Raw genomic sequence first — 5,434 nt, 5'->3', positions numbered from 1 at the left:
CTTCCAGCGCCCCTCCGTGCGGCTGGTCACATCGACCGTGCTCGTCACCGCACCTCCCGCATGACGAGCCGGAGGGCGGCTCATCGCGCATCCCGCGTGACGCGCCGGAGGACGACGACCAGCCGAAGGCCGACCGCCGCGGCCCCGATGGAGAGCACCACCAGCCACGCAAGGGCCATGGCGCTGGCGCCCTGGTCGGCGGCCCACAACGCCGAGGCGCAGAGGGCGACACCAAGCGTCACACCGACCACGATCGCCTCCGTGTAGCTACCGCGGGCCCGGCACACGGCGTTGTAGGCCTGCAGCACCGCATAGGGGACCAGTCCGGCAGCCAACCACCGCAGAGCACCGGCGGACGAATCGGCGTACCGCTCCCCCAGCAGACTGAGCAGCGGGTGAGCCAGGATGACGAGGACGGCGGCAGCCAGACCTCCCACGGCGAGCGACAAACGAAGACTCGCCCAGGTGGTCGAAACCAGGCGGTCCGGGTCGCGGACACCCTCGGAGAACTGGACGATGCCCATCAGCATCGGAGCGGAGTAGGCGGCCCAGGCCATCATCCAAGCGGGATACCAGTAGGCAGCTGCCTCCGGCGCCACCATGTGCGCGAGCAGGAGCGGCAGCACCAGCCCGGGGGCGCGCTCGGTGAGGGTGAGGAGCTGGTAGGGAAGGCCCAGCGCCAGCAGCGGACGGCCGCGTGCCGAGCGCAAGGACGGTCGCGGCCGGTAGCCGACCAGTCGTCGCAGCTGGACCGCACCGACGACGCACGCCACGGTCGTCCCGAGGGTCCAGCAGGCCATCAGCACGTCGGCGGAGACGCCGTGCGACAGCCAGGCCACGAGCGCAGCAGCCCCGAGTGAGACCCCGCCGCCCAACATGTACCTCGAGGTCGCGCTGGCACCGCGTCCCAACGCCACGAGCGCCTGGTCCAGCACGATGACCAGGGTGCCGGTGACGGCAGCCACGAGGAACGTGAGCCAGAAGAGAACCGATACCAAGGCCGTGTCCGGCATCACAGCCGACTGCAGCACAAGGTAGCCGAGGGCCAGCACCGTGCTGGCTACCCCCACGATGGCGAACGCCGCGTCCAGCACCCGCGCGGGCGGCTCCCCTCGCCCCACCGCCACGATCACGGCCGACCCGGCGCCCAGCACCGCGAGCTGCGTGCAGATCATCACCGCCGAGACCGCGGCCATGGTGAGCCCGACCTCGCGATCGGACGTCGCGCGCGCGGCCACGACCCAGAAGGCGAAACCCGCGCCCGTCTGGGCGGCCTTGGCCACGACGAGGCCGAGGGAGCTGCGCAAGGCGGAATGCCGGACGGTCGAGCCGCCCATGACAACGGTCCCCCGCTCAGCGCTCACGACGCAGACCCCTCGCCATGGCCGCGTAGTTATACCAGCAGAAGGCGACGTAGTAGCGCAGCCACCGAGGCTGGCCCTCGACGAGGCTCAAGGCGCTGCCCCGGACTGCCGCGGCGGCGGGCAGCAGCGCCAACCTCGCACCGCGCAAGCCGTGCTTGCGGACCATCCGTCCCAGTCCCGTTCCGTCCATGAGGAACTGGTCGAGCGCGAAGTCGAAGTCGTCTGCGGCGAAACGATGTTCGACGACGACCCGGCGTGACACCGCCGTTCGCAGCCCTGACTGCCGCATCCGCCAACGCAGCTCGATGTCCTCCCCCGACTTGAACGAGTCATCGAAACCCACGCCCAGCATCAGGTCTCGGTCGACGACCGTCGCCACGAGCCCGAACCAGTTGCGGCTGCGGCCGGTGCGATGGTGATGTGCCAGCGCCTGCCCCCAGTAGCCCGGTCCAGCAACACTCTCCAAACCGGCCTGGAGGGCGTCGTAGCCGCCCTCCACCAACTCCGTGAGCAGGTCGGCGACCCCCGAGGGCCCGAACACGACGTCGGCGTCGACGAGCAGGACCCAACGGGTGCTGCTGCTCCGCACACCAAGCGTTCGAGCCCATGGCAGGCCGCGGCCCTCGTCACTCAGGACCCGGGCACCGGCCGCGAGGGCAATGCCGACGGTGCGGTCCGTGGAGCATCCGTCCACCACGATGATCTCAGCGACACCGGACTGACGCAGGGCCTCCAGACAGCGCGGGAGCAGGTCCTCCGCGTTGCGGGCCGGAACGACCGCGGTGACCTCGGAAGGGCTGTGACGCACTACGTCCACCCCCTCAGATCTGCTCGTCAAGGACCGACGGTAGCAGCTGCTCGAGATACCGGACGATGTCGTCCGACGCCTCGTCCGCCGAGTACGCGGCGGGCACCTGCAGCAGGTGGCAGGGACGTCCGTCGAGCGCCTTGCTCAGCACAACCCCCTTCGCCGCGAAGTGCTCGCGCCACGGGAGGACGGACGTGGCCGCCAGGCCGGTCACAACCCGCTGCGAGAAGCCGGCCATCTCGATGTGGAAGTTGCCGAGCATGCGGTCGACCATCCAATCGCTCGTCCGCTCGACGATCCGAGACCGGGCGCCCTCGTAGCGCTCGATGTAGATGGCGGCCGCGAGCGGGGCCGAGGTCGTCACTTCTCGCCCCGGGAACGCGGTCCCCGGATCGACCATGCGGTGCTCCGGCGACCATCGCCGGGAGAAGTCCGCGAGGCGCGGATAACGGATGACGTACGGGTGCACCACCGTGGTGAGACGGCCGACGCTGTCCGAGAGCTGTGAGGGGACCAGGGGCTTCCGGACACCTTCGAACAGGTGCGGGTAGATGGCCCGGTGGTGCGGCTTGATGAACATCGGCTTGGCGTAGCCGAGCATCGTGGCGTCCTCGGCGAGGAAGGCCCAGTCGTCACCCATAAACGACCACCCCTCGCGCCGCATCAGCTTGGCGGCAGTGCTCGTCTTACCGGTCCCTCCGGCTGCGGGAAGCGCGATCGCGTGACCCCGGTACGCCATCGTTGCCGCGTGGATCATGCCAGCTCCTCGACCGACCATGGCGGCATCGAGAACAGGGACCACGGAGGTCAACAGCTCGCCCGGCCCGTGAATGCGCCACTGCTCTGCGTCCCTCACGACCTGGACCCGATCGGCTTGGAAACGCACGCTGTTCTCCGTGTACGCGAGTTCGTGCTCAACCAGTCCCGCATCCGGCATCGGCTCCAGCTGGTCATCGACGACGATGTCGGCAGGCCGCTCGGTGCCGGTGGCGAAACACGCCAACATGCTCCGAAGCTGGGCCGCTGCCGGCGCCTCCGCGTCGACGCGAATCATGACGCGGCCGTGGATGTCGAAGTGCAGTGCTTTGGTCTTGGTCTTGCTCTTGGTCTGCATGGTCGTCCCCTGTCTGAGTGGTGTCGGTCGGATGGTGTCTCGGCCCCAGCGACTAGTCCATCCAATGCCCCTAGAGGATTCGAAACCCCCGGCCGAGTGACTCTGCTCGTAATTGACCGTATGGTAGGCCGGCCAGGTAAACACCAGTAGTGAGTACTCCTTTTTACATCGCGTCCTACGCTTTTAAATCGCATCCTACGTAGGGAATTTCGTGCTCCCGCCAGAGCCAGGGGCGTGAATCGCACCGGGTTTGATGGAGGCATCGATTACCCGGAAGGATGATTCTCATGCCAGCAGAACGGAAGTACCCAAAACGAGCTGCGTGAGCGCGCAACGCGGATGGCCATTGATGCACGGAAAGACCCTGCGACCAGGACCGGCGTGTGTTCAGCCGGATAGGTGAGCAGTTCCGGGTGAACAGGGAGGCGCTGCGGACCTGGGGAGCCCGGCCGAGGTCGACGAGGGCCTGCGGCCAGGAACGAGGACGGCGGACATGTACCGATCACGGACTCGAGTGCGTGGTCCGTGAGCTGCGCAGGGCGAACACTGTCCCGAAGCAGGCCTCGGCGCGTCTCTCGCGGCAGAGCTCGTACGGCCGCCGGTCCCGACCTGAGTGCGCCAGAGCAGTCAGCGACCGGGCGCTGGGGGAAAAGATCGACGGCATCCATGCCGGGAACTACGGCGTCTGCAAGACCCGAAGGTCCACAAGGCGCTGCACGGGCAGGACATACCGGCGGCGCGCTGCACCGTCGAGCGGCTGATGCGCCAGAAGGGCCTGCGCGGGATCTCCCGGACCAAGGGGCCGCTGACGACCAGGCCGGCACCGGAAACCTGCAGGCCCGCGGACCTGGTCGAGCGCCAGTTCCTGGCTACGCTGCCGAACCGGCTGTGGGCTGGTCAAGGCAGGCAAGCCGTGGCGGGGCGAGATGCCCGGCCTGCACGAAGTGCTCGGGCGCCAGGCTCTGGCGCACATCGGGTTCCCCGCGGGACCGGCGGCCCGCCGCCCCATTTTCCTTGCATGCGCGCGTGCGCCCGCCCGGGCGGGCTGCACGCGCATACGGCTCAGCCACCCTCCGGACGCCAGTACCGCAGCCCGCCGCTGGTGGTGCCGTCCCCCGCGACGTCGACCATGGCGTACGGGAACGCCAGACGGTCCGACTGGTCGGGTCCGCGACCGCGGACGTCCGAACACCACGTGCCGGTGTTGACGTACCGGGTGGGGCACGCCTCGAGTGCCGATTCGAGGGCCCGGTGGGTGTGGCCCGAGACGTACCAGGCCACCCCGGAACCGTGCGCTTCGAGGGTACGTGCGACTCGGCCCGCTGCAGCAGGAGGCCCTTCGCCGGCGCCTCTGCGCCCGGCGGCCGCGAGCACCATGCGGGTCGCGGCGACCGGGAGCGCGGACACCGTCCGGAACCGGGACAGGCGCGCCAGGTCCCGAACGGCCACCCCGTCGAGCGCGAGCCGCAGTGACTCGGTCTGCAGCAGCTCGTCGTAGGCGAGCTCCCGGACGCGGCGTTCCGCCCGCTCGGACGCCAGGCAGGCCCGGGCAACGGCACCGGCACGGCTCAGGCGTGATCTCGACGGATGGGCGTTCCAGGCAGCGAGCGGTGGGAGGTCCAGCTCGTCGGTGCCGTTGACCGCCGCGCGGAGCACCTCGGGCATCCGGTGCAGCGCGTGGTGCTGGTGGCCGTGCTCGGCCACCAGCACGTGGGGCACGTGCAGGAACCACGGGTGCACCCGAACCCTAGTGGGGTCGGCAGGTGACAGCAGCGCCGACAGTCGGGCGGCAACCGACGGCCGGGCCAGCTCCACATCGTGGTTGCCGCACACGAAGTGCAGCTGTACTCCGCGCGCCGCACATGCCTTCAGCGCCCGGAATGTGTCGCCGTGGCCGGCGAGGATGGACTCGAGCCGGGCCAGGCTCCCGTCCTCGGTGAACCCGACCAGCTCGAATGTGTCTCCGACGAAGGCGACGTGCTGCTGCGGGCCGGAAGCTGCGAGCACCTCGCGGTGCAGGAACTCGTCCAGCGCGCTGCCGGGGCGCCGGGGGTCGTCGTCGGACACGCCCAGGTGGAGGTCGCTGAGGAGCCGCCACTGCGCGGCGCGGTTCATGCGAGGAGTCCGAGCACGCGTGGAAGGAAGAGG

At 69.5% G+C, this 5,434-nt stretch carries 4 protein-coding genes and 1 pseudogene; 1 reads left to right on the top strand and 4 read right to left on the bottom strand.

The annotated features are described in order from the left end of the window. Nucleotides 1-80: 80 nt before the first annotated feature. From AC50X9_RS21120 to AC50X9_RS21110, 3 genes are read right to left on the bottom strand one after another with little or no spacing between them, the layout of a single operon-like run. Entirely contained in the window at nt 81-1,364 is a 1,284-nt protein-coding gene (locus tag AC50X9_RS21120; RefSeq protein ID WP_494897026.1) for a lipopolysaccharide biosynthesis protein, read from the bottom strand. Further along, entirely contained in the window at nt 1,354-2,202 is an 849-nt protein-coding gene (locus AC50X9_RS21115; RefSeq protein WP_494897024.1) for a glycosyltransferase, read from the bottom strand. The genes AC50X9_RS21120 and AC50X9_RS21115 overlap by 11 nt, the downstream gene beginning before the upstream one ends. Beyond that, on the bottom strand, nt 2,186-3,286 hold the full coding sequence (locus tag AC50X9_RS21110) for a hypothetical protein (RefSeq protein ID WP_494897022.1): 1,101 nt from the start codon (nt 3,284-3,286) through the stop codon (nt 2,186-2,188). The genes AC50X9_RS21115 and AC50X9_RS21110 overlap by 17 nt, the downstream gene beginning before the upstream one ends. A gap of 613 nt (nt 3,287-3,899) precedes the next feature. Between AC50X9_RS21110 and AC50X9_RS21105 the strand changes: the two are divergent. After that, nucleotides 3,900-4,073, top strand: a pseudogene (locus AC50X9_RS21105) (IS3 family transposase); the annotation flags it as partial. Between the two features lie 275 nt (nt 4,074-4,348). Here the strand turns inward: AC50X9_RS21105 and AC50X9_RS21100 are convergent. Next, complete coding sequence (locus tag AC50X9_RS21100; RefSeq protein ID WP_494897020.1) at nt 4,349-5,401, bottom strand: metallophosphoesterase family protein; 1,053 nt, start codon at nt 5,399-5,401, stop codon at nt 4,349-4,351. Between the last annotated feature and the right edge of the window lie 33 nt (nt 5,402-5,434).

It is taken from the genome of Pseudarthrobacter sp. HLT1-3 (assembly GCF_059383535.1).
Note: the sequence above shows the minus strand (reverse complement) of the source record. Positions and strands in the feature narration are given on the sequence as shown.

What these genes read in the sequence shown, in the direction of transcription:
- AC50X9_RS21100 (WP_494897020.1), bottom strand. Translation starts at nt 5,401, where the DNA reads ATGAACCGCGCCGCGCAGTGGCGGCTCCTCAGCGACCTCCACCTGGGC.
- AC50X9_RS21110 (WP_494897022.1), bottom strand. Translation starts at nt 3,286, where the DNA reads ATGCAGACCAAGAGCAAGACCAAGACCAAAGCACTGCACTTCGACATC.